The organism is Alienimonas sp. DA493 (assembly GCF_043951915.1).
Taxonomy (GTDB): Bacteria; Planctomycetota; Planctomycetia; order Planctomycetales; family Planctomycetaceae; genus Alienimonas.
The window spans coordinates 24187-46530 of the sequence record NZ_JBINJD010000026.1; the positions used below are offsets into that span (position 1 = coordinate 24187).

Below are 22344 nucleotides of genomic sequence, written 5' to 3' on the forward strand. Positions count from 1 at the left end.
GCGCCCCTCGATCGCCGTAACCCCGGACTGCCCAACGGCATCCCGCTCCCGCAGCGTGACGAACCGCCCGACGCCCGCCCTAGCTGCCGTCTGCCACTGGCGTCTCGCCAGTGAGTGCGACGTGGCCTCTGGTTCGACGAGCGGATTGAATTGGCCACGTCGCCCGGCGCTGGCAAGATGACGGTGCCGCCCCGCCGCCCGCTCGCCCGATTCCGCGGCCGCAGGTAACGAACTCCGCCCATGATCGGCCAGAAACTTTCGAAGTCCTTCAGCGCCGGGTTCGGCGTGTCGACGGGGGAACTGTTCTGGTATCTCGTCCTCGCCTCGTCGGTCTGGGCGGTTCTCTATCTGGTTCTGAAATCCCGGCTGCGGCACCGGCGGGTCGCGCCCCACGAGCCGAACTCCGGGCAGATCGCCCGGGAGGTGACGTACTCCTTACGGAGCATCGGGGTCTTTGGGCTCGTGACCACGCTGGTGGTCTTCGCGGAACTCTCCGGCGGCACGATGCTGTATTACAAGGTCGGCGATTACGGGTGGTGGTGGCTGGTCGCCAGCTTCTTCGTGATGGTGTTCCTGCACGACGCCTACTTTTATTGGACCCATCGCCTCATGCACCTCGGCCGGTTCTATCGCCGGTTCCATCACGCCCACCACCTGTCGACCAGCCCGACTCCGTGGGCGGCCTACGCGTTCAGTCCCTGGGAGGCGCTCGTCCAGGCCGGGATCGGGCCGCTGATCGTCTTCACGATCCCGTCCCACCCGTCCGTCTTCGCCGCGTTCATGCTGTGGCAGATCGCGTTCAACGTCTACGGCCATTGCGGTTACGAACTGTTCCCCCGCTGGTTTATGCGGTCTCCGCTGGGACTGTTCTTGAACACCTCGACGCACCACTCCCAGCACCACGAAAAATTCCGCTCCAACTACGGTCTCTATTTTAATTTCTGGGACCGACTGATGGGGACGAACCACCCGGCGTACGAAGCGAAGTTCGAGAGCGTCGGCGCCCGCAATTCATAAGGCCGCGGACGGGCGGCGCCGCCCCGGTTGAGGATCGCGCGCCCTCCGCCCAGCATGGCCCGTCCGGCTCCGCTCGCACTCCGCCCGCCGATGAACGCTCTCGCCCCGCTGCTTCTGCTCGGTCTGGTCGTTCCGGCCGCCGATCCGCTTTCTGATCCGGCCGACTGGCCCGCCGTGGGCGGGGATCGCGGGGGGACGCGGTTTTCGGAACTGGATCAGATCGACCGCTCCAACGTCGGGCGGTTGGAGCCGGCGTGGACCTGGCGCACCGGCGATCTGGCCGACCGGCCCGGGAAGACGATCGAGTGCACGCCGGTGGTGGTGGACGGCGTGATGTACGTCACCACGAATTATTTGCGGGTCGCGGCGCTGGACGCGGCGACGGGGGAGGAACGCTGGAGCTTCGACCCGCTCCGCGAGCGTCCGTATCCCTTTCAACCCACCTCCGGCGGGGTGAACCGCGGCGTGGCCTGGTGGTCCGACGGCGAACCGGACGGCGAACGCCGCATCCTGCACGGGACCTCCGACGGCCGGCTGTTCTCGTTGGACGCCCGCACCGGGAAGCTCCACCCGGAGTTCGGCGAGGGCGGCGTCCGCGACCTCCGCACCGAACTGCCGCCGACGGCCCAGCGGCTGCCGTACGGGCCGACCTCGGCGCCGGCGATTTATGAAGACGTGGTGATCCTGGGCGTTTCCAACGGCGAGGGGCCGGGCGTGGCGGCGCCGGGCGACGTGCGGGCCTTCGACGTCCGCACCGGGGCCCAACTCTGGGCCTTCCGCACCGTGCCGGCGCCGGGCGAGTTCGGCCACGACACCTGGGCCGGCGACTCCTGGCGGAACCGCGGCGGGGCGAACGCCTGGGGCGGGGTCAACGTGGACGTGGAACGCGGCTTGGTCTTCTGCGGCACCGGGTCGGCGGCGTTCGACTTCTACGGCGGCGATCGGCACGGGGAGAACCTGTTCGCCAACTGCGTGCTGGCCCTCGACGCCCGCACCGGGGAGCGGAAATGGCATTTTCAAACGCTGCACCACGACCTCTGGGACCACGACCTGCCCACCCCGCCGGTGCTGGCGACGGTCGAACGCGACGGCCAACCCGTCGACGCCGCCGCCCAGGTGACGAAGACCGGCCTCCTGTTCCTGTTCAACCGGGAGACCGGCGAGCCGCTGTTCGAGATTGAAGAGCGCCCCGTCCCGCCCTCCGACGTGCCGGGGGAGGCGGCGTGGCCGACGCAGCCGACGCCCGTCAAACCCCCGCCGTTCGCCGCCCGACATCTGGACGAGTCGAACCTGACCAACATCGGCGAGGCAAATCGCCAATCGGCGCTCGAACAGCTCAAGAAATTTCGTCACGGCCCCGGCAACGCCCCGCCGAGTTTGCAGGGCACGATCGTGACCCCCGGCACCCACGGCGGAGCGAACTGGTCCGGGGCCGCGTTCGATCCGACGCGGAACTATTTGATCGTCAATTCGACGAACGTGCCGAATATTATGCAGTTGGTTCCGGCCTCCAAGAACAACCGTTACCGCTACGGGCACGCCGGCTACGACCAGTTCTGCGACCACGAGGGCTATCCCGCGATCGAACCGCCGTGGGGGTTGTTGACGGCGATCGACCTCAACACCGGCGAGTTCGCCTGGCAGGTCCCGCTGGGGGAGTACCCGGAACTGACCGCCCGCGGCGTGCCGCAGACCGGCACGGAGAACTTCGGCGGCCCGATCGTGACCGCCGGCGGGCTGATCTTTATTGCGGGGACGAAAGACGAACGCCTCCGCGCCTTCGACGCCGACACCGGCGAGGAGCTCTGGAGTGCCCAGCTCCCGGCCGGCGGCTACGCGACCCCGTGCACCTACGCGGTGAACGGCCGGCAGTACGTCGCCGTCGCCGCCGGCGGGTCCGGCAAACTTGGCACCGCCCCCGGCGACGCCTTCGTCGCCTTCGCACTGCCGGAAGACTGAGTTGCCTTCCGAACGCTCCGAGCGTCCGGGACGCCCGATCGATCGGGCCGCGGACCGGTGGCGGGCGTGGTCCCCCCCGCCGCCACGCCGGCCGGGTCGGGGGTCACTTCGCCCCGCGTTTCGCCGGCGATTTGAGCGGCGGGACCGGGGGGACGGCGGGGCGGGGGCCGGTCAGGTCGAAGAACCGCATGTTCGCGCCGACGCGGTCGTGGTCGCCGAGGTCGGCCCGCATCGCCTCGGCCAAGGTTAAGAGTCGCGTCACCGCCTCCGGGTGGGCGGCGGAGACGTCGGTCGTTTCGCCGGGGTCGGTTTCGAGGTCCACGAGGAACGGCGTTTCGAAGCCGACCCGGTCCGCCGGGGCGATGTGCCGGTTGACCGCGAACGGGCCGACGGCGGGCGGTTCCTGCTCCCGCGGGAGGTGGAGCTTCCACCGCCCCTGACGGACCGCCTGGAGGTGCATGCGGAGGTAATAATAATACGCCTTGTCCGGGTCGGCCCGGTCGAACTCGCCGTGGAACAGGTGGCGGACGTCCTCCCCGTCGATCACGCGGTCGTCCGGCGGTTCGGCGCCGGCCAGGGCCGCGAAGGTGGGCAGGACGTCCAACGTGCTGGCGATCGACTCGCACGTCGTCCCGGCCGGCACGCGGCCGGGGCCCCACAGGATCGCCGGGACGCGGACGCCGCCCTCGAACGTGGACACCTTCCCGCTCCGCAACGGACCGGCGGACCCGCCGTGGTCCCGCGGCAGCCGCCCGTCGGCGAAGTTCTTGTTTTTGTTCAGCCAGGGGCCGTTGTCGCTGGTGAACAGCACGTAGGTGTTCTCCGCAAGCCCCTGTTCGGTCAGGTAATCGAGCAGCCGGCCGACGTGGAAATCGAGTTCTTCGATCACGTCCCCGTACAGCCCGCGGGGGCTCTTCCCTTTGAACTGGGGCGACGCCGCCAGGCGGGTGTGCGGCATCGTGTGCGGAATATAAACGAAGAACGGCTCCTCTTTGTGGCGGTCGATAAAGTCGATCGCCTCGTCCGTGTACCGTTGGGTCAGCGTCGCCATTTCGGCGTGGCGTTCGAGCAGCTCCTCGCCGCGGTACAGGTTCACGAACCGGTCGTTGCTGGTCGGAGTGCCGAAAAATTCGTCGAAGCCCTGACGGGTGGGGAACAGGTCGATGTGGAAGTCCGTCTGCGAGTGCGTCGCCAGATCCCATTTTCCGAAGCACCCGGTCGCGTAGCCCCGGGTCTTCAGGACCTCCGCGACGGTGATTTCGTCCTCGTGCAGGACGGGGTGAATCTGTTTGACCATGCCGCGCTCGGCGACGCGCATCGGGTAGCAGCCGGTCATCAGCGCCGCCCGGGAGGGGCCGCAGATCGGCTGGGCGTAGAAGTCCGTGAACGTCATCCCCTCCGCCGCCATCGCGTCCAGCCGCGGCGTGCGGATGTTCGGCGAGCCGAAGCTGCCGAGGTCTTCATATCCCTGATCGTCGGTGAACACGACCACGAAGTTCGGCGGCGGCGTCGCGGCGCGGCCGGCGCCGGCGAGAATCGCGACGAGTAACGGCGTCGCGAGGATCAGTCGCGTCGGGATCACGAACGACGGGCGGTGCAAAGCGAAGCGGCGGGCGAGACGAACGGGGCGGGAGCGGACGTCCGGGGCGGGAACGGACGTCGCTTCACCATACTCCCACGCATCGGCGCCCACACATGGGCGCCCCCGGCGGCCGGTCGCATTGGTACAATGACGTCCCCGTCCCGAACGCCGGTCCCGCCGTGATCGCTCCGCTCGCCGCCTGCTTGCTGGTTCTGAGCCCCGCCGCGGGGGGCGAAGCGGAACCGGGCGCCGCCGCGGCGATCGCGGCGACCGTCGATCGGCATCTGGAACAGGCGTGGGCCGCGGAGGGCGTCGCGCCGGCCGAACCGGCGACGGACGCCGCGTGGTTCCGGCGGGTGCATCTGGACCTCACCGGCCGCATCCCGACCGCCTCCGCGGTGCGGGACTTTCTGCGGGCTCATCCCGACGGGGCCGACGCCGCTGCGAAGCGGGCGGTGGTCGAGGGCCTGCTGAACGGGCCCGGGTACGTCACGCACTTCACCGCCGTCTGGCGGGACGCGCTGGTGCCGGAACTCACTCGGGACCAGCAGGCCGCCTTCCAGCGGCCCGGGTTCGAAGCCTGGCTGCGGAACGCCCTGTTGGAAAATCGCCCCTACGACGAGTTCGCCCGGGAACTGCTCACCGCCGAACTGGCCGCCGCGGACGAGATGGCCGTCTTTCCCGGACAGGTCGACCGTTCCGCCGGGCCGCAGGCCTTCTATACGGCCCGGGAGACGAAGCCGGAGGAACTCGCCGCGGCGACGACCCGGGCGTTCCTCGGCACTCGGCTGGAGTGCGCGGAGTGCCACGATCACCCCTTCGATCACTGGAAGCAGGAGGAGTTCTGGCGGTTCGCGGCCTTCTTCGGCGGATTGGAACGGGCGACCGACCGCGGCGGCCGGCTGGGCGAGTTGCGGGAGCGCACCGACGCCACCGTGCTGCAGATCCCGCCGGAGGTGACCCTCAAAAGCGGCGTGACGGAGGTGCCGGCGACCTACCTCGACGGCTCCGCCCCGGTGCTCATCCCCGGCCAGAGCCCGCGGAGCGCCCTCGCCGACCGACTGGTTTCGCCGGAGAACGACCTGTTCGCCCAGGTTGCGGTGAACCGGCTGTGGGGCCTGCTGTTCGGCCGCGGGATCGTCGACCCGGTGGACGACTTCGGCGAACTGAACCCGCCCTCGCACCCGGAGTTGCTCGAGGAGCTCGCCGAGCAGTTCGTCGCCAGCGGCTACGACCTCAAGACGCTGCTCGCCGGGCTGACGCTCAGCGACGCCTACGGGCTGTCTTCAAAGCATGAAAGCGACCCGCCGGGCGATCTGTTCGCCCGCTACCCGGTCAAACCGCTGTCCGCGGCGGCGCTTTACGACAGCCTGGAACGGGCGACGGGGCGGTTCACGCCGTTCGACCCGGCCGACGGGGGCAACCCGTTCGTGAGGCAGGAGGACGCCCGGGCCGAGTTTCTCAACACCTTCCGGGACGACGCGGAGCGGGCCGCCGACCGCCGCACCAGCATTCTGCAGGCCCTCAGCCTGATGAACGGCGGGCTGATCGCCGAGAGCGTGGACCTCCGCAGCAGCCGCACCTTCGCCGCGGCCCTGTCCGCCCCCTACCTCGACCGCGACGGCCGGCTGGACGCGTTGTTTCTGGCAACCCTCTCCCGCCTGCCGACCGCCGCGGAGCGGGAGGACTTGAACGCCTACGTCCACGCCGCCGACGACGAGGCCGAGGCGCTGGCGGACGTGTTTTGGACGCTGCTGAACAGTTCCGAGTTTTCCACCAACCACTGACCGTAGGGTCCGCTGAGCGGACCGTTTCCCAATCGTCCCCGCCAACAGAACGCGGTCCGCACAGCGGACCCTACGAACCGCCATGTCCGCCCTCTCCCGCCGTCAGGCCCTGCAAGCCTTCGCCGCGAGCGCGGCGGGGGCGTCGATGTCCGGCTGGCTGCCGGCGCTCGCCGCGGCGGCCGGCGGAGCCAAGCCGCCGCGGTCGGTCGTGCTGCTCTGGATGACCGGCGGGCCGAGCCAGCTCGATACCTTCGACCCTAAGCCGAACCACGAGAACGGCGGGGAGTTCCAGGCGATCGACACCGCGGTCCCCGGGGTGCAGATCGCCGAACACCTGCCCGGCATCGCCCAACGCCTCGACCGCTGCGCGGTGCTGCGGACTCTCTCCACCCCGGAGGGCGACCACGGCCGGGCGACCTATCTGGCCCGCACCGGCTACCGGCCGGGCGGGGCGATCGATTACCCCACGTTGGGGGCGGCGCTTTCGAAGGAACTGCAGACCCAGCCGGAGCGGCCGGAGAACGATCTGCCGGGGTATATCTCCGTCGCTCCGTTCCGGCTGGCGAACCCGGCGGCCTTTGGCAGCGGGTTCCTCGGCCCGGAGTTCGCCCCGCTGGTGGTCGGCGAGGGCGCCGGCGGTTCCAACGGCGGCGGGACGGAACTGACGGTCCGCAATCTCGCCCCGCCCCGCGGCGCCGGCGGGGAACGGATGCAGAAGCGGCTCGAACTGCTCTCCAATTTCGAATCCTCCTTCGCCCGGAACCGCCCGGACGCGGCCCTCGTCGGCCGCCGGACCGCCTACGAAAAGGCCGTCCGCATGATGAGCGGCGCCGCCGCGGGGGCGTTCGATCTGGACGAAGAACCCGCGGCGCTGCGGGACAAGTACGGCCGCAGCCCGTTCGGGCAGGGCTGTTTGCTGGCCCGCCGGCTGGTGGAGCGGGGCGTGCCGTTCGTGGAGGTCAGCATAAACGGCGTGGCCGGCGGCGAGGTGCTTCCTTGGGACACTCACGCCGATAACTTCGCCGCCGTCCAACGCCTCTGCGAGGTGCTGGACCCGGCGTGGAGCACGTTGCTGGACGACCTGAAGGACCGCGGGCTCGGCGACACGCTGGTCGTCTGGATGGGCGAGTTCGGCCGCACCCCGACGATCAACCCGCAGGGCGGCCGCGACCACTTCCCGACTGCCTGGAACGCCGTGATGTGCGGCGACGGCATCGTCGGCGGCTCCGTCGTGGGGGCCACGGACGAGGCGGGGATGGAGGTGACGGACCGGCCGATCAGCGCCGCGGACTTCGCCTCGACCCTCTGCCGGGCCGCGGGCGTGGACCCGTGGCGGGACAACCTCTCGAACGTCGGCCGTCCGATCCGCCTCGCCGACCCGGAGGCGAACCCGGTGGAGGAGATTCTGGCGTGAGGCCTCCCCGTGAGCCCGAAGCGCAAGCGAGGTTCGGAGCCGTCCGCGCCTCGCTTGCGCTTCGGGCTCACGAAGAACGGTCGCTCCTAACTCAACCGCTCCCCCGTGCCCGGCCGGCGGGCGACGGCGAGGTTGGCGAACAGCAGCCCGGTCACGATCGCCGCGGCGATGAGCAGCGTGTTGAAGACCGATTGGAACGACCGCAGCTCGTCGTGGTCGAGCAATTGGGTGATGCTTCGAAAACCGACGCTGCCCGGCACCAGCAATAAAAGACCCGGCAGCAGGGTGACCAGCGCCGGCTGTTGGCGCCAGCGGCCGATCGCGTTGCTGAAGGCTCCCACGCCGAACGCCGCGACGGACGGCCCGGCCAGCGGGCCGAGCAGCGCCACGCCCAGCCGGGCGCCGAAGAAGGCCACGAACGCCGCCACGCAGATCCACACGAAGTCCCGCGCCAACGCCTGAAACAGCACGGTGAACGCCAGCGAGGCGACGACCAGACTTCCGGCCACGACCGCGTCGCCCAGCCCCTTCTCCGGGCCCGGCGGCGGCAGATCGGCGGCGAGGGCCACGAGGCTGCGACCCAACTCGACCCCGAACCCGATCATCATGAGTTGGGCCACCGCCCCGGCGAACCGGGCGGAGCCGGACACAAGATTCTGGGCGGCCAATTCGTTCATCGCAATCGTCAGCGTGAGTCCCGGGATAAACAGGATCAAAGCGCTGACGGTCACGACCGCGGCGGCGAGGTCCGGCCACAGCGCGCCGGTCCCGATGGCGGCGGCGGAGACCAGCACGCTGCTGCCGGGCAACAGGAGGCTTTGCAGCCGGGGCCGGCTCGCGGACAGCCAGGCCAGCAGGCCGACCAGCAGGGCGAGCGTCCCGGCGAGGGCCGCCTCGACCCAGCCGCCGCCGAAGAATGGGGCCGCGGTGGCGCCGACCAGCCCGGTCGCCGGCGCCGTCCACGCCGGGCCGAATCGCGGCGGCCGGTCCTCGATCGCCCGCACGCCGGCCCGGCCCGCGGCGGCGTCGGTCGTCCCGGCGGCGACCGCCGCCTGCAACTCGTAGAGATCGCGCAGCTTGGCAAGGTTCACCTCCCCCGGCAGCACGCGGATCATCGTGGTGCGGTGCTCCCGCGACTCGCCGAACGCGATCTGGACGGCCGTGGGCGCCGCGAAGTACTGGGCGGCGACGCCGAGGGCGGCCCCCGTCTCGACCATGAGTTCTTCCAGCTCGTGGGCCGGCACGCCGTAGCGGTGCAGGGCGCTCGCCAGTTCGATAATCAGTTCCGCCGTGTCGGGCGGTTCGGGCTCCGTCGTCATCGGCGGCTCCCGTCCGCGAAGGCCGCCGCCCGCAGTTCGGCGAACAGGCGGGCGAAATCCGGTTTTTGATAGTGGGCGTTCAACCCGCTGGGGTTCGGCAACACCCAGACGGCCGCCCCGCCGACGGTTCGCTCCTGCCGACCGATCGTCGCCCGCGGCTCGGCGAAGGCGGCCCGGTAGGCCGTCACGCCGAGGAACGCGACCGTCTCCACGTGATTTTCCTGAACCTTCACGGCGAGTTCCTCCGCCCCCTCCTCCAGTTCTTCGCGGCTCAATTCGTCCGCCCGGCGGGTGCCGCGGGGGGCGAGGTTCGTGATCCCGCAACCGTGGTTTAATAACTCCTCATTCTCGGAGGGATGAAACAGGCGGGGGGTGAAGCCGCCGTCGTGCAGGGCGGGCCAGAAGCGGTTGCCGGGGCGGGCGAAGTGACAGCCCGTCACGACGCTATAGAGCGACGGGTTAATGCCGCAGAACAGCAGCCGCACGCCGGGGGCCAGCACGTCCGGCAGCGTGCCGCCCTCCGCCGCGGCGAGCTGCGCCTTCGTCACCCGAAACTTCGGCGCCCGAAACTGCGTCATCCGGCGCCCGGTTCCTTGGCGCCCGGTTCCTTCACGGCCGGCCCGGCGGGGGCCGGTTCGCTCAGAATGCGTTTGAACCGCTCCGCGACCGCCGCGGGGCCGTGGACCGCCCGCACGCCGACGTGCCCGGCGGCGCCGAGCGCCCGACGGCGATCCGGGTCGTCGTGCAGTTCCTCGATCGCGGCGGCGAGGGCGTGGACGTCGCCCGGCTCGACCAGCACGCCGCCGGGCACGCCCGCCAACAACTCCGGGAACGCCCCGTGGGCCGGTTGCACGCAGGGCACGCCGCAGGCCCAGCCCTCCAGCACCGGCAGGCCCTTGGGTTCCCGATAGTCCGTCGGCACGCTGAGCAGATCGAACCGCCGCAGAATCGCCGTCTTCTCCGCCAGCGTGGCCGGGGCCCCGGCGTATTCGAACCCGGCCCCCCAGGACTTCGTCCGCTTGCGCAGGCCGCGGAAATACCGTTTGTCCCGCGGGCCGAGGTAGCCGCCCGCCAGCAGTTTCCAATTCACCTCCGGCCGGCGCTCGCGGAGCAGGGCGACGGCGTCGACCAGGTTGTGCAGCCCCTTCTCGGGGCAGATGCGGGCGAAATACCCCACGGTGAACGCGTCCCCCGGGGGCCGTTCGTCGTCGGCGGGGGGCGCTTCGGGATAGCCGTCCGGCGCCAAGAGCAGCGGCAGGGTGCGGAAGCGGTCGCGGGGCAGGGCGAGCGTCTCCGCCATGTGGTCGGCGTAGTACTCGCTGTGCGTGAGGAACCCGGTGAAGCCGTAGCGGTCGTCCCCGGCCCGGTCGGAGATCATCGCCAGCGCCGCGGACTGGTGCGGCTCCTTCAGGGCGTCGAGGAAGATGTCGTCCCCCTGCAGCGTGCACCAGACGGGGCCGTCGAAGCTCTTCCGCAACTCCCGCACCGGACCGACCAGCAGGGCGTTGCTGAACGCCACCGCGTCCGGCTTGAGGCGGTTGACGATCCAGTCCACCAGTTCCTCGATCCCGCGGCGCTGGGGGCCCTCCTCGCCCCGCAATAAATCGACGGTCAACGGGCCGAGGTTCGCCGCGTCGTTGGAGACGCCCAGTTTGGAACTGAGCTTCAACGCCCAGCGGCTGTCGAGCACGCGGACCAGCCACCGCGGCAGCCGGCCCCACAGCTTTGATTGGTGCTCCAGATACAGATTGATCCCTCCCAGAAACACCCGCCCGCGGCCGGGGCCCAGCAGCGATTCGTCCGCCGTGTCGAGGGTGAGGGGGGTGTAGGTGGGGATCAGCGAGATCTCCTCGCCGGCGGCGGTCAGGGCGCGGGCGAGGGCGTTGTCCTGCAGGCAACTGCCGCAAAACATCCCGGCCCCGCCGGCGGTGACGATGGCGACGTGCATCAGACGGGAGGGGACAATGGGAATCGGGGGGCGGGGCGATCATAGTCGGCCGGCCCGCCCCGACCGGAAGTTTCGCCGATGTCGCTGTTCGTTCTGCTCGCCGCCGCCCTCGCCCCCGCCGAACCGGCCGTGCAACAATCGGCCGCGGGGCCGACCGCAAAGCGGCCGAACGTGGTGGTGATCCTCGCCGACGACCTGGGCTGGGGCGACCTCGGGGCGAACAATCCCGACTCGAAGATCCCCACGCCGCACCTCGACCGCCTGGCCGCCCGGGGCCTGCGGCTGACGGACGCCCACAGCCCCGCGGCGTGGTGCACGCCGACGCGCTACTCCCTCCTCACCGGCCGCTACTCCCGCCGCGGCCGCCCGTGGGACTGGAACCAGCGCCCGCAAATCTCCGAGGGCACGCCCACGCTGGGCAGCGTCTTCGCCGACGCCGGCTACCGCACGGCGATGGTCGGCAAGTGGCACCTCGGCTTCACCGGCCCGGAGGGGGAGCCGCTGAGCGAAGACCGCACCGAGGAGCACCGCGGCGGGCCGGTGGATCGCGGGTTCGCCTCCTGGTTCGGCATCCCGGCGAGCCTCGATATTCCGCCCTATTATTTCCTCCGCGACCGCACGCCGGCCGGCCCGCCGACGGACCGCATCGGGGCCGGCTCCTCGCCAGGGTGGAGCCCGATCCAGGGCGACTTCTGGCGGGAAGGGCTCGTCGCCCCCGGCTTCGCCCATCAGAACGTGTTGCCGACGTTCCAGAAGGAGGCGATCGCGGGGGCGCTGACCCTCGCCGCGGACAACCGGCCGTTTCTGCTGTACGTCACGCTCGCCTCGCCGCACACCCCCTGGGCCGTGACCGGCGACCCGGCGGAGTACGAGGGCGGGGCGGGGTTGTACGGGCAGTTCGTCGCCGAGACCGACGCCGCCGTCGGCGTTCTACTGGCGGCCTTGGAGGACGCCGGGGCGGCGGAGAATACGCTGGTCGTCTTCACCAGCGACAACGGCCCCGTTTGGTACGACGCAGACGAAGAGCAGTACGGCCACGCCTCCGCCGGGCCGTACCGGGGGATGAAGGGAGACGCCTGGGAGGGCGGGCACCGCGTGCCGTTCGTCGTCGCCGGGCCGGGGGTGCGGGCGGGGACCAGCGACGCCCTCACGCTGCACACCGATCTGCTGCCGACGCTCGCCGCCGCCTGCGACGTGCCGGCGCCCGCCGACGCCGCCCCGGACGCGGTGAACCAGTGGCCGGTCTGGAGCGGGGCGACCGCGACGGCCCCCCGCACCGAGGCGCTGCTGGAATCGACCGGGGAGCGGGACTTCGTCCGGCTGGACGACGCGGAGGGCCGTTGGAAGCTGATCCCCTGGCGGGGCAGCGGCGGCTTCAGCAAACCGCGGATCGTCCGCCCGCGGCCGGGGGAGCCGGCCGGGCAGTTATACAATCTTGCCACGGACCCCGGCGAGCGGGATAATCAGTACGACGCTCGCCCGGAGAAGGTCGCCGAGCTGACCGCCGCCCTCGAGCGGCTGCAAGCGACGAGCGCGCCGGCCGGGGCGAATTAACGTCGCGCCGTTCAGGGAGGAGCGGCGAGAATCCGCCGCGCGCGGCGGGATTCCGGGCCCGATCTTACCGCCCGCGCCCGGCCGTGCGGCCGACGCCGGCTCGGGGAGCGGGGATCGTTCGGCCCCGGGGCCCTCCCGATTTGCCGACCGCCCCGCGGCGGGCAGAGTCCCGGCGGCCTGCCGGAGGAGCCGGCCGCGCCCCGTCCCCGCATTATCCCCGCCATGACCTGTCCCGGTTCGTCCGCCGTTCCGCCGAGCAGCCGCCCGACGCCCGCGGGGCGGCGCGGGTTCACCATTATCGAAGGGCTGATCGCCGTCACGCTGATCGCCCTGCTGGCCGTCACGGTTCTGCCGCAACTGCACCCGGACGCCGCGAAAGGCGTGGACGAACAGCTCCGCGAGCGGTTGTACGTGCTCCGCGGGCAGATTGAGCTGTACCGCGTCCAGCACGAGAACACGCTGCCGGGCGTCACCGGGCCGCTGTTGGAACAGCTCACCCGCCGCACCGACCGGGCGGGGAACGTGGGCGAGGGCGGCGACCACGTGTTCGGCCCGTACCTCGTCGGCGGCGCCTTTCCGGAGAACCCGGTCACCGGCCGCAGCGAGGTGTTGGTGGTCTCCGAAATGTCGAAGCAGGCCGACCCCGAGGACGCCGTGCACGGCTGGATCTACGACGTGACCACCGGCGAACTGCGGGCCGCCGGCGACGCGGAACGCTTCGCCTGGTGAGCGGTTGGTTCTGCTCCCCTCTCCCTTGAGGGAGAGGGGCCGGGGGGGAGGGTGGGCGAGCGGTTCGCCCGCTTTCGCTCTGTGCGGTAAGGAACCGAAAGGTGAGCGAAGCGGACGGTGAACGGTCGGCGGGAATCACCGCCCCCTCGCCCCCGACCCCTCTCCCCCAAAAGGGGGCCAGGGGAGTCCGATGATCGAACCGCGTTGGTCCGTTGCCGGCCGACCCGCCGGCCGTAGGGTGAACGGCGTTCCCGTCGCGTTTCCGCAGGCCGTCCGCCGTTGGCCGTTCCCCTCCAGCTCCCCACGCTTCAGCACTGGACCTGCCGGTCCTGCGCGGGGTGTTGCCGGGAGCACCAGATCGAGATCACCGAGGAGGAACGCGCCCGCCTCGCGGAGCAGGGGTGGACCGCGGCGAACGCCCCTGGCGGGGTGGAGCCGGTCGTGCCGCTGGGCGTGTCGTCCCGGTTCGTCTCCGCCAAGTGGCTGCCGGCGGCGTTCAAGCGGCGGGCCCGGTTCCGGCTGAACCACGCCCCGGACGGGGCCTGCGCCTTCCTGCGGCCGGACGGGCTCTGTGCGGTGCACAAGGAGTTCGGCGAGCGGACGAAGCCGCTGGCCTGCCGGGTTTACCCGTACGCCTTTCACCCCTCCAAGAAGGGGGCGACGGTCAGTCTGCGGTTCAGCTGCCCGACCGTGACGGCCAACGGCGGGGCGGCGGTGACGGAGAACGCCGCGGAAATCCGCGCCCTCGCCCACGACGTGCTGCCGGTCGGCTACAAGGGGGGCGAGCCGCCAAAGCTGTCGCGGTCGCAGGCGGTCGGCTGGGCGGACTTCGAACGCGTCCGCGACGCCCTGACGGCCTGTTTCGAAGGGGCCGACGCCTTCGCCCCGGCCCTGCTGCGGGCGGTGTACTTGGCGGCGCTGGTGGACCGGGCGGACTTCGCCGAGATCGGCGGGCGGCGGCTGGGGGAGTTCCTCGAACTCGTCTCGAACGCCGCCGCGGATGAGTTGCCGGCCGATCTGCACGAGTACGCCCCGCCCACCCGGGCCGGGGAACTGGCCTTCCGCGGGGCGCTGGCGAAGTACGCCCACAAGGACACCGCCGCCGCAGCCGCCGGCGGGTTGCTCCCCCGGCTGCGGCGGGTGTGGGGGGCGACGAAGCTGGTCTCCGCTGCGGGGCTCACCCCGCCGGGGCTGTGGGCGGGGCCGGTTCCGGTCGCCCGGCTGGCGGAGGACGCCGGCCCGCTGCCGCCGGGGGCCGACGAGCTGCTCGCCCGCTTCGTCCGGGTGAAGCTGGACGGGCTGGCCTGCTGCGGCCCGGCGTTCGACGGCTGGCCGCTGACGGACGGCTTTTTCGCCCTCGCCCTGACCTTCCCGCTGACGCTCACGCTGGCCCGCTGGCGGGCCCTCGCCGACGGCCGCGACCGCATCACTTTGGAAGACGTGCGGGAGGGGCTGCGACTGGTGGACCACCACCATGGCTACGACCCCGGCACGACCGGCCCGAACCACCGACGGACCGTCCGCCAACTGCAGGGCGCCGGCGACCTCGCGAAGCTGATCGCCCGGTCTGGCCGGGCGCCGGGCTGACTGCGTTTCCACGAACCCGACGCGTCAGCGAGGGATCGCCGGTCGGGGCGCCGACCGCTCCGTTTCCCTCGCTGACGCGTCGGGTTGGTGGCGTCGAACCCCGGGAATCCACGGGGCGACGGGGGGCGGTTCGCCTGCGAAGGGCGTGCCGGACCGCCGTTGACGGTCCCGGCGGGGTGATTTACCGTTGGAATCCCTTCCCTCGCGTCCCGTCGCGCGCCGCCGGGCCGCTGCCCGGCTCGTGTCGCCCCGAGCCGCGATTCCCATGACGGGAGCCTCCGCCGTGTCCACCGCGACCCCGGCCGCCTTCTTGGCGACCGCCGACCCCGGATCCGCCGACCTCGGCTCCGCCGAGCGGCCCGGGGCCGCCCGCCGCCGGTCGTGGGGGGGCACGCTCGTCGCCCTGCTGGTGGGCTTCGTGCTGGGGGCGTTGACGGTCGCGGGGCTGGCGGTGTGGTACCTCGCCGACGGCACGCCGGACTTCTACGCCGAGGCCCTGGAGGCCACGCCCCCCGCCGTGCAGCGGGAACAGGCCGAGGCCTTCGAGGACCGCACCGTCGAACTGGCCCGGGACCTGGAGTACGGCGCCTCCTGGGAGCAGCGCTTCACCCAGGACGAGGTGAACGGCTGGCTTGCCGAGGGCCTGCCGGAACGCTTCGGCGAGCAGATTCCCAACGGCGTGTCCGACCCGCGGGTGGACTTCACCCGGCCCGGGTTGGTGCGGCTGGGCTTCCGTTTGACCAGTTCCAAGTTCGACGGGGTGGTCAGTCTGGCCCTGCGGCCGGAGATGCGGGGGCCGAACCGGGTGGCGCTGCACGTCGAGGGCCTGATGGCGGGGCTGTTCCCGCTGGACCCGGCTGCGTTCGCCCCGCAGGTGTCGAAGTTCCTGGAGAAGTACGACGTCCGCCACGAGTGGGACCTCGCCCCCGGCCCCGAGGGGGACGCCGGCGAATACGTCCCGCCGACGCTGATCGTCACGCTCAACCCCCGCGACGCCAATCAGGCGGTGCTGGAAGAGGTGGAGATCGACGACGGCGCCGTCCGCGTCGCCGGCACCCGCGCCCCCGCGGTGCGGCTGACCCGCCGCTGAGCCGAGGCCGGGTTCAATACCGGGGGATCGTCTCGCCGCCGGCGCGGGTGCTCAGGGCGCCCCACACGCCGTAGGGGCTCTCGCCGCCGATCACGCCGGCGGCGTCCGGGTCGCCGGCGTCGATCGTTTCGCTGATGAACGTCACGCTGCCGTCGACCAGCGCGACCTGCGCCCCGCCGGGGTGAAAGGAACCGGCGGAGAGGATCCCCGGACTGCGGGGATCGTTCGTCCGCAGGCAACTCGGGCCGTTGGGCGGGAGGATCGCGTGGAAGCCGGTGTAGACCCCGCCGGCGTCGTTCCACCGACTGCCGCGGGGGTGCAGGGTGGCGTCCGACGGGTAGGTCTGCGGATCGCCCGCGTTATCGGCCGCCTCGACGCACGCCGACGGGTTGAGCGCCCCGCGTTCAGCGTCGAACTCCAGTGCCGGTTTCGTTCCGCCGGCGTTCCGCAGGGCGTTGCCCTGCCAGCTTCTCGCCCCGGAACCGCGGCCGATCTCGCCGAGCAGCAGCGTGATCGCGGTCCCGTCGGGGAAGTCGTCCAGACCGATCCATTCTCGAAATACGAACGCCCCCCGGGCCGCCGGGCGTTCGCCGTCCTCGTTCGGTTCCGCCCCGTAGCCGCCGGCGGCGTTGTCGCCGAGGTTCACGGCGTAGTTCGTATCCGCCATCACGTCCGCCGCCCCGCCGGCGTTGTGCTCCGGGCCGGCCGGGTCCGAGGGGCAGAGGAACACGGGGTTCTGCGTCTGCCACGGGCCGTAGTCGCGGTTTCCCGGCTCCGGCCCCATTGCCGGCCAGGGCGGGGTGCGGGGGGAGCCGTCGGCGTTCTCGGCCAGCGGCTGGCTGATCTGGTTCCAGTGGTCGGAGCAGTCCAGATACGGCAGCAGCGCTACGAAGGCCGGCAGGTTCCCGGCGTTGCCCTCCGTCCCCGTGGCGTCCGTCCCGCCGCCCTGCGTGGGGAAGGATTTGTAAGGCGAGTGATAATTGTGCATCGCCAGCCCGAGCTGCTTCAGGTTGTTCTGGCACTGGCTGCGGCGGGCGGCGCCCCGGGATTGCTCGACGGCCGGCATCAGCAGGGAGATCAGGATCAAAATGATCAGCGCCACGACGACCAGTTCGATCAGCGTGAAGCCGGCCCGGCTCGCCGGGCGGCGGGGGGGCGGGGCGTGCATGGCGGGCCTGCGGGGCGGGAGCGACGGATCAATCAACGTTGATTCTACCCGCTCCGCCGCGGCGGCGGGGCGTCCGCTCCCGGCGGAGCAGGCGACGGCCGGCGACGCCGCAAACTTGCTCTGAAAAGCGTCTGTGGGTCGAAACCCCCGCGAACCTCCCGGTCGAACGCGGGGGAGGCGCCCAATCGGTCGGCGGAGCCGTAAGCTGAGGGCGAATCCCCGCATTCCGCCCCCGGCACTGCCGTATGTCGTCCTCCCCGCTGAGTTGCACCGTTGCGGGGATCGGCACCGCGTTGCCCGCCGGCTGGATCGATCAGGCGGACACCGGCGTGCTCGCCGGCCGCACCGGCCCGCCGGCGGGGCTGGAGGGGGAGGCCGGCCGCCGCCGCATCGCCGCCCTGTATCGCAAAGTCGGTGTGAAGAAGCGGCACCTCGTGCTGGTCGACCCGGACAGCGAGGGCACGGAGCCGGAGCGCGTTCCGTTCTACCCGCCCGGCCCCGGCACGCACGCCGGGGCGCCCAGCACGGGCGATCGCATCATTGAATACGAGAAGCACGCCGGTCCGCTGGCGGTGCGGGCCGCCGCCGCGGCGCTGGCGGACGCCGGCGTGGATCCCGGCCGCGTCACGCAGTCGGTGACGGTCAGTTGCACCGGGTTCGCCGCCCCGGGGGTGGACTGCGCCCTGATCGAAGACCTCGGCCTGCCGCGGTCGGTGGGGCGGACGAACGTGGGGTTCATGGGCTGTCACGCCGCGCTGAACGGTCTGCGGGTCGCCGGGGCGCTGTGCGCCGCCGACCCCTCCGCCGCGGTGCTGCTGACCGCGGTGGAACTGTGCAGCCTGCACCACCAATACACGCCGGACCCGGTCAGCGACTCCGGCCAGGTGATCGCCAACGCCCTGTTCGCCGACGGCGCCGCGGCCGTGCTCTGCACCGGCGCCGACTTCCGGCCGGACCCCCCGACGGCGGACGTCTCGGTCGAACCGGACGGGGCGCGGGCGCCGTACCGGTTGCTCGGCAGCGGGTCGGTCGTGCTGGCGGACACCGCCGACGCGATGACCTGGCGGGTCGGCGACGCCGGCTTTTTGATGACGTTGGAACTCGCCGTACCCGTGGCGATCCGGGCCCACCTCGCCGGCTGGATGGACGAGTGGCTCGGCACGTTCGGCCTGACCCGGGAGGAGGTGGGCACCTGGGCGGTGCACCCCGGCGGGCCGGCGATCCTCGACGCCGCCGCCGAGGCGCTGGGGCTGGGCCAGCACGACCTGGACCCCTCCCGGGCCCTGCTGGCCGAGGTGGGGAACCTGTCGAGCCCCACGATCCTGTTCCTGCTGGACCGCCTGCGGTCCGCCCGCGGATTGGGCGGGGCGAAGGCCTCCGACGGCCCGGTCGTCGCCGTGGGCTTCGGCCCGGGCCTGACGGTCGAGGCGGCCCTGTTCGGCTGAGCCCCGGCGGACGAAGCGGGGTTCCGCGGAACCTTGTCGGCGGGGAGGCTGGGGCGGGGCCGATCCCGTTCCCGCAAGACGGATTTCACCGGCCCCGCGGGCCGGGGGGACCGGTTCGGGGCGGAGGCGCCGGTTCGGGGCGGTTGCGGTCGCTTTCGGGGGGCGGCTCTGGGTTATGCTGGGACCGCCCGCTCGCCCCGCCGCTCGTTCTTTCCTCTGCCGACCGTTGGCTATGCACCCCTGGCACGACGTCTCCCCCGGCGAAAGCCTGCCGACCGCGTTTCAGACGATCGTGGAGATCCCGATGGGGTCCTCGGTCAAGTACGAACTCGACAAGGAGACCGGCCTGCTCCGGCTGGACCGGATGCTCTATTCGGCCGTCTATTATCCGGCGAACTACGGGTTCGTCCCGCAGACCCTCGCCGAGGACGACGACCCCCTCGACGTGCTGGTGCTCTGCAAGGAGGCGGTCGACCCGCTGACGATCGTGAACAGCCGGGTGATCGGCATCATGACGATGATCGACGCCGGGAAGAAGGACCACAAGGTCATCGCCGTGGCCACCGACGACCCGGAATATAACCCTTACACCGACGCCGCCGAGCTGCCCCCGCACCGGCTGAGCATGATCCGCCGGTTCTTCCAGGACTATAAACAACTGGAGGGCAAGGCGGTCGAGGTGGACGAAATCCAGTCCGTCGAGGTCGCCAAACCGATTATCGAGGACGCCCTGGAGCGTTATAACCGCCAGCGCCGGGCCGGTTTCCATTACCACCACTGACTGCCCGTCGGGGGCCGGATCGGTCGCCCGGCGCCAAACCGGTCTGCGTCGCGTCCCGGACGCTTAGAGCGTCCGGGACGCTCGGTGCGCCGGCCCGTCGACCTGATCCCGCTCGAGGCTCGCCGATGTCGTTCGCTCTCGCCCTGCTGGCCGCGGTCGGGGCCGGTCCCCTGGACAGCCCGCCGCCGGAGAACCCGCCGCCGGAGCGGCCGACGAACGTCCTGCTGATCATGGCGGACGACCTCGGGGCGGAGTGGCTCTCCTGCTACAACCCGGCGGCCCCGCCGACGCCGCACCTCGACGCGCTGGCGGCGTCCGGCACGCGGTTCGCGCGGTGCTTCAGCCAGCCGCTCTGCACGCCCAGCCGGGTCGTGCTGATGACGGGGAAGTATAATTACCGGAACTACGTTGAGTTCGGTTTTCTCCCGCCGGAGGAACGCACGATTGGCGACCTGTTTCAAGACGCCGGCTATCGCACCGGCGTGTTCGGCAAGTGGCAGCTTTCCGGCGACGGCCCGGACCGGCCGGACAAGATCGACCCGGCCGACTGGGGGTTCGACGAACACCTCCTCTGGCAGCTCTCCAAACGTCCCGGCCACGGCAACAAGGGGCCGCGATATTGGGCGCCCAAGCTGGAGGCCGGCGGCGCGATCCTGCCTTCGGACAAGGACGACTACGGCCCGGATCGATTCGTGGACGCCTTATTGGACTTCGTGAAACGGGACGACGCCCGGCCGTTTCTGGCGTACTACCCGATGGTCCTCACCCACGACCCGTTCCTCCAAACGCCGGAGACCGGCCCGCCGGCGGGGAAGGCGCAGGCCGATAAGGAGCATTTCCCGGAGATGGTGCGCTATACCGACCGACTGATCGGCCGCCTCGTCGCCGGGCTGGAGGCGGCCGGGCTGCGGGAGAACACGGCGATCCTGTTCTGCGGCGACAACGGCACGCACCAATCCGTCGTCTGCCCGACGCCCCACGGGCCGTATCGCGGCGGGAAGGGGCTGTTGAACGACCGCGGGACGTGGGTGCCGCTGATCGTCTCGCTGCCGGGCCGTGTGCCGGCCGGGGCGACGGACGAGCGGCCGGTCGACTTCACGGATCTGCTGCCGACCGTCTGCACGCTGGCCGGCGTGCCGGCGCCGGCGGACGGGGACGGCGTCAGCCCGTTCGCCGGAGACGGCGGCCCGACCGAAGCCCGGCGGACGGCGGCGTTCGTCTGGTACGACCCGCGGCACAACGCCCGCATCAACCGGCAGGCCGGGGCCTTCGCTCGGGACGAACGCTACCGGCTGCACGCCGACGGCCGGTTCTTCGACGCCGGCGATCCGCTCGACCCGGCGGAGGAGGAACTGACCGAACCGCTGACGGAGGCGCAGGAGCGGGCCCGGTCGGCACTTTCGAGCGAACTCGACCGCCATGCGAAGCAGGGCGGCGGCCCGCCCGGCTCGGCGGCGGCGCCGGAGTAATTCCGCGCCGACGGCCGGTTCAGTCGGCGATCTCGGCGCCGTCGTCGGCGATCGTCTCGGTGCGGTCGCCGGGAGCCGGGGCGGGCGGCGGCTCGCCGGCGGCGTCGGCCTCAACGGCCCGCATGTAGGCGGCGAGGAAGGGCAGCAGGTCGGCTTCGTTCTCGCTGCGGGCGAACAGCAGCCAGCCGTCGACGGCCGCCAGCAGGCCGTGGGACTCCGGCACGCCGGCGTTCTCGGCGCCCTCGGTTTGCGGAGTCATGTCGAACCGCAACGTCTTCGCCCCGGGGACGAGTGCCGGCTCGCTGAACCGCACGTCGCCGAAGCGGGCCGGATCGCTGAGGCGTTCCCGCACGCTTTGCAGCACGGCGGCGTCGTCCTCCTGCCCCGGGTACACGTACAGGTCCGCCGCGGTCGCGGTCCCGGCCCGGGTGTAGCGGCCGTGGAAGCCCTCGCGGTTCAGGCCGAAGGCGGGGTTGTTCGCGTTCTCGTCGCTGGTCTCCAGGTCCCAGCCGCCGAACGCCTGGGGCACGAGGACGGCCGACCCGGCGTCGGCGGAGGGGGCGCGCCAGCCGGCGTTCAGCGACGCTTCCGTCACGGGCTCCAACTGGTCGGCGTCGGTGAGCCCGACGTCGAACCGCGGGTCGTCCTGACGGAACAGCAGAACGGCGATCACGATCACGAGGGCCACCGCCCCGGCCGCCAGCAGCGCCAGGAGGGTCCCGCCGAGGGCGGACTTGGTTGTCGGGGAAGCGTCGTCGGACATCGGAACCGGGGGCGAGGGCCGGAAAATCACGGGGGACGACGAACCGTAGCCGTCGGGCCGGGCGGTCGAATCGGGGCGGTCCCGACTCCTCGCCCGGGGCGGTCGCGGCGGCGGAATCGGCGTAATCCGCAAAGTCGCCTGCCGAATGGGGGCGCGAACGACCGAAGAGGAGGGCGGGGCGTCGCGCTTCGACCCGCCCCCGCCCCCCGGAGAACCGCCGTGCCGCGCCCCCCCCGCCCCCGCCGCTCCGCCGCCGCGTGGCACGCCCCCGCCGTGCGGCGGGCCGCCGCGTTGCTGCTCGCCGCCGGGGCGACCGCGGCGTCGGCGTCCGCGGACGGGGACGCCCCGACCGCGGGGACGCCGACCGCGGGGGCACCGGGCTCCGAGGTGCGGCGGCTCTCCGACGCCACCGTCGCACCGCCCCCCCCGCAGGTGACGCCCCCGCCGAACTGGGTCGATCCCTTCGCCGCCGAACCGTCCGAGCCCGAGCCCGAGCGGGAACAGACGCCGGTGCCGAAACCGGCGCCGACGCCCGAGCCCGAGCCGGAACCAACGCCGGAACCGGAGCCGGAACCGGCCCCGGTGCCGGACGGTCCGCTGTTCGGCCCGCTGCCCGAGGAACTGGAGCCGATCGCCCCCTTCAGCCCGCCGGCGTCCGCGGCCGAGCCGGAACCGCAGCCGGAACCGAAACCGCAGCCGGAGCGGGCTGTAGAACGCGCTCCCGGTGCGCCG

Annotated in this window: 17 protein-coding genes and 1 pseudogene; 12 read left to right on the forward strand and 6 right to left on the reverse strand. The window is 71.8% G+C overall.

Going from position 1 to position 22344, the window contains the following annotated elements; translation table 11 throughout:
* The first annotated feature begins 240 nt into the window (after positions 1-240).
* Positions 241-1017 (forward strand): sterol desaturase family protein, encoded by a 777-nt coding sequence (locus tag ACG2DA_RS06210; protein WP_395254615.1) that lies wholly within the window; start codon positions 241-243, stop codon positions 1015-1017.
* 90 nt (positions 1018-1107) lie between these two features.
* On the forward strand, positions 1108-2976 hold the full coding sequence (locus ACG2DA_RS06215; RefSeq protein WP_395254616.1) for a pyrroloquinoline quinone-dependent dehydrogenase: 1869 nt from the start codon (positions 1108-1110) through the stop codon (positions 2974-2976).
* 103 nt (positions 2977-3079) lie between these two features.
* On the opposite strand, the gene ACG2DA_RS06220 is transcribed toward ACG2DA_RS06215, so the two are convergent.
* Complete coding sequence (locus ACG2DA_RS06220; RefSeq protein WP_395254633.1) at positions 3080-4513, reverse strand: sulfatase; 1434 nt, start codon at positions 4511-4513, stop codon at positions 3080-3082.
* Between the two features lie 224 nt (positions 4514-4737).
* Between ACG2DA_RS06220 and ACG2DA_RS06225 the strand changes: the two genes are divergently transcribed.
* Together ACG2DA_RS06225 and ACG2DA_RS06230 are read left to right on the forward strand one after the other, a co-directional pair.
* The gene (locus tag ACG2DA_RS06225) at positions 4738-6345 is read left to right on the forward strand and encodes a DUF1549 and DUF1553 domain-containing protein (RefSeq protein ID WP_395254617.1); all 1608 of its coding nucleotides are present in this window, start codon (positions 4738-4740) and stop codon (positions 6343-6345) included.
* A gap of 82 nt (positions 6346-6427) precedes the next feature.
* Entirely contained in the window at positions 6428-7759 is a 1332-nt protein-coding gene (locus ACG2DA_RS06230) for a DUF1501 domain-containing protein (protein WP_395254618.1), read from the forward strand.
* An 86-nt stretch (positions 7760-7845) separates the two neighbouring features.
* Here the strand turns inward: ACG2DA_RS06230 and ACG2DA_RS06235 are convergent, their stop codons facing one another.
* Genes ACG2DA_RS06235 through ACG2DA_RS06245 form a run of 3 tightly spaced genes read right to left on the reverse strand, consistent with a single transcriptional unit; the run spans position 7846 to position 11026 of the window.
* The gene (locus ACG2DA_RS06235; RefSeq protein WP_395254619.1) at positions 7846-9078 is read right to left on the reverse strand and encodes a threonine/serine exporter ThrE family protein; all 1233 of its coding nucleotides are present in this window, start codon (positions 9076-9078) and stop codon (positions 7846-7848) included.
* A complete protein-coding gene (mug, locus tag ACG2DA_RS06240) occupies positions 9075-9656 on the reverse strand; it encodes a G/U mismatch-specific DNA glycosylase (protein WP_395254620.1) in 582 nt (193 codons plus the stop codon). Before mug ends, ACG2DA_RS06235 begins: the two co-directional genes overlap by 4 nt.
* Positions 9653-11026, reverse strand: coding sequence for a glycosyltransferase family 4 protein (locus ACG2DA_RS06245; RefSeq protein WP_395254621.1), 1374 nt, complete (start codon positions 11024-11026; stop codon positions 9653-9655). Before ACG2DA_RS06245 ends, mug begins: the two co-directional genes overlap by 4 nt.
* A 78-nt stretch (positions 11027-11104) precedes the next feature.
* Here ACG2DA_RS06245 and ACG2DA_RS06250 point away from each other — a divergent pair, with 78 nt between their 5' ends.
* The 4 genes from ACG2DA_RS06250 to ACG2DA_RS06265 all read left to right on the forward strand — a co-directional run bounded on the left by ACG2DA_RS06250 (position 11105) and on the right by ACG2DA_RS06265 (position 15986).
* Positions 11105-12580, forward strand: a complete 1476-nt coding sequence (locus ACG2DA_RS06250; protein ID WP_395254622.1) for an arylsulfatase — start codon at positions 11105-11107, stop codon at positions 12578-12580.
* A 222-nt stretch (positions 12581-12802) separates the two neighbouring features.
* Positions 12803-13309, forward strand: a complete 507-nt coding sequence (locus ACG2DA_RS06255; protein WP_395254623.1) for a type II secretion system protein — start codon at positions 12803-12805, stop codon at positions 13307-13309.
* A 279-nt stretch (positions 13310-13588) separates the two neighbouring features.
* Positions 13589-14896 (forward strand): YkgJ family cysteine cluster protein, encoded by a 1308-nt coding sequence (locus tag ACG2DA_RS06260; RefSeq protein WP_395254625.1) that lies wholly within the window; start codon positions 13589-13591, stop codon positions 14894-14896.
* Positions 14897-15179: 283 nt separating this feature from the next.
* Positions 15180-15986, forward strand: coding sequence for a hypothetical protein (locus ACG2DA_RS06265; RefSeq protein WP_395254626.1), 807 nt, complete (start codon positions 15180-15182; stop codon positions 15984-15986).
* A 13-nt stretch (positions 15987-15999) separates the two neighbouring features.
* Here ACG2DA_RS06265 and ACG2DA_RS06270 read toward each other — a convergent pair whose 3' ends face one another.
* Positions 16000-17154 carry a DUF1559 domain-containing protein gene (locus ACG2DA_RS06270; RefSeq protein ID WP_395254627.1) on the reverse strand — a complete coding sequence of 385 codons (1155 nt, stop codon included), beginning with the start codon at positions 17152-17154 and terminating at the stop codon, positions 16000-16002.
* A 245-nt stretch (positions 17155-17399) separates the two neighbouring features.
* Here ACG2DA_RS06270 and ACG2DA_RS06275 point away from each other — a divergent pair, with 245 nt between their 5' ends.
* The 3 genes from ACG2DA_RS06275 (at position 17400) to ACG2DA_RS06285 (ending at position 20849) form a co-directional block, all read left to right on the forward strand.
* Positions 17400-18599, forward strand: coding sequence for a type III polyketide synthase (locus ACG2DA_RS06275; protein ID WP_395254628.1), 1200 nt, complete (start codon positions 17400-17402; stop codon positions 18597-18599).
* Positions 18600-18831: 232 nt separating this feature from the next.
* Positions 18832-19380 (forward strand): inorganic diphosphatase, encoded by a 549-nt coding sequence (locus ACG2DA_RS06280; RefSeq protein ID WP_395254629.1) that lies wholly within the window; start codon positions 18832-18834, stop codon positions 19378-19380.
* A gap of 125 nt (positions 19381-19505) precedes the next feature.
* Complete coding sequence (locus ACG2DA_RS06285; protein ID WP_395254630.1) at positions 19506-20849, forward strand: sulfatase-like hydrolase/transferase; 1344 nt, start codon at positions 19506-19508, stop codon at positions 20847-20849.
* Positions 20850-20868: 19 nt separating this feature from the next.
* Here the strand turns inward: ACG2DA_RS06285 and ACG2DA_RS06290 are convergent, their stop codons facing one another.
* Complete coding sequence (locus ACG2DA_RS06290; RefSeq protein WP_395254631.1) at positions 20869-21612, reverse strand: hypothetical protein; 744 nt, start codon at positions 21610-21612, stop codon at positions 20869-20871.
* A 219-nt stretch (positions 21613-21831) separates the two neighbouring features.
* Here ACG2DA_RS06290 and ACG2DA_RS06295 point away from each other — a divergent pair.
* Positions 21832-22344, forward strand: a pseudogene (locus tag ACG2DA_RS06295) (hypothetical protein); the annotation flags it as partial.

What these genes read in the sequence shown, in the direction of transcription:
- ACG2DA_RS06210 (WP_395254615.1), top strand. Translation starts at nt 241, where the DNA reads ATGATCGGCCAGAAACTTTCGAAGTCCTTCAGCGCCGGGTTCGGCGTG.
- ACG2DA_RS06215 (WP_395254616.1), top strand. Translation starts at nt 1,108, where the DNA reads ATGAACGCTCTCGCCCCGCTGCTTCTGCTCGGTCTGGTCGTTCCGGCC.
- ACG2DA_RS06230 (WP_395254618.1), top strand. Translation starts at nt 6,428, where the DNA reads ATGTCCGCCCTCTCCCGCCGTCAGGCCCTGCAAGCCTTCGCCGCGAGC.
- ACG2DA_RS06235 (WP_395254619.1), bottom strand. Translation starts at nt 9,078, where the DNA reads ATGACGACGGAGCCCGAACCGCCCGACACGGCGGAACTGATTATCGAA.
- mug (WP_395254620.1), bottom strand. Translation starts at nt 9,656, where the DNA reads ATGACGCAGTTTCGGGCGCCGAAGTTTCGGGTGACGAAGGCGCAGCTC.
- ACG2DA_RS06245 (WP_395254621.1), bottom strand. Translation starts at nt 11,026, where the DNA reads ATGCACGTCGCCATCGTCACCGCCGGCGGGGCCGGGATGTTTTGCGGC.
- ACG2DA_RS06250 (WP_395254622.1), top strand. Translation starts at nt 11,105, where the DNA reads ATGTCGCTGTTCGTTCTGCTCGCCGCCGCCCTCGCCCCCGCCGAACCG.
- ACG2DA_RS06255 (WP_395254623.1), top strand. Translation starts at nt 12,803, where the DNA reads ATGACCTGTCCCGGTTCGTCCGCCGTTCCGCCGAGCAGCCGCCCGACG.
- ACG2DA_RS06270 (WP_395254627.1), bottom strand. Translation starts at nt 17,154, where the DNA reads ATGCACGCCCCGCCCCCCCGCCGCCCGGCGAGCCGGGCCGGCTTCACG.
- ACG2DA_RS06275 (WP_395254628.1), top strand. Translation starts at nt 17,400, where the DNA reads ATGTCGTCCTCCCCGCTGAGTTGCACCGTTGCGGGGATCGGCACCGCG.
- ACG2DA_RS06280 (WP_395254629.1), top strand. Translation starts at nt 18,832, where the DNA reads ATGCACCCCTGGCACGACGTCTCCCCCGGCGAAAGCCTGCCGACCGCG.
- ACG2DA_RS06285 (WP_395254630.1), top strand. Translation starts at nt 19,506, where the DNA reads ATGTCGTTCGCTCTCGCCCTGCTGGCCGCGGTCGGGGCCGGTCCCCTG.
- ACG2DA_RS06290 (WP_395254631.1), bottom strand. Translation starts at nt 21,612, where the DNA reads ATGTCCGACGACGCTTCCCCGACAACCAAGTCCGCCCTCGGCGGGACC.